This is a genomic window from Rhizobacter sp. P2_H2 (assembly GCF_056403375.1).
This window is the reverse complement of record NZ_JBFUFP010001737.1, coordinates 1-651: the sequence shown is the minus strand read 5'-3', so window position 1 is coordinate 651 and position 651 is coordinate 1. Positions and strand designations below refer to the sequence as shown.

1 pseudogene is annotated in these 651 nt (G+C 72.8%); it reads left to right on the top strand.

The features are described from left to right. A pseudogene (locus tag AC1D15_RS35930) lies at positions 1-651 on the top strand (bifunctional [glutamate--ammonia ligase]-adenylyl-L-tyrosine phosphorylase/[glutamate--ammonia-ligase] adenylyltransferase); the annotation flags it as partial.

Sequence of the window (651 nt, the reverse complement as noted above, 5' to 3'; positions counted from 1 at the left end):
AGATGGTCGCGCTCGAATTCGACGCGCTGCTGCACGAAGGCCAGGCGCCCGCCGCCTGCCCGCCCGGCAAGAAGGCCGGCAGCTGCAAGACCTGCGGCCCGCCGCCGCAGCCGGTCGACAGTGAGGACTTCATCGAGAAGCTGCCGCCGGAGATCGCCAGCCGCGTGCGCAGCTGGTGCGGCCAGCCGAAGATCCGCGCGCTGCGCGACGACAGCAAGGTGCGGCTGGCGCGGCTGATCACGCGCACGGTCGAGGCCGTCGGCGACCGGCGCTGCACGATGGACGCCGCGGCGCGCTTCGTCGACTGGGTCGAGCCGCTGCTGCGCCGCGAGAGCTACCTCGCGCTGCTGGTCGAGCGGCCCGAGGTGCACAACCGGCTGCTGCGCCTGCTCGGCCTGGCGCGCTGGCCGATGCGCTACCTGATGCAGCACCCGGGCGTGATCGACGAGCTGGCCGACGAGCGCCTGCTGCACGGCCGCTTCGACGCCACCGAATTCATCGCCGACCTGGAGGCGCGCCACGAGGCCTGGGAGCGCTCCGGCCAGGCCGATGAAGAGTCGCTGCTCGACACGCTGCGCCGCGCCCACCATGCCGAGGTGTTCCGCACGCTGGTGCGCGACGTCGAGGGCCACATCACGGTGGAGCAGGTGG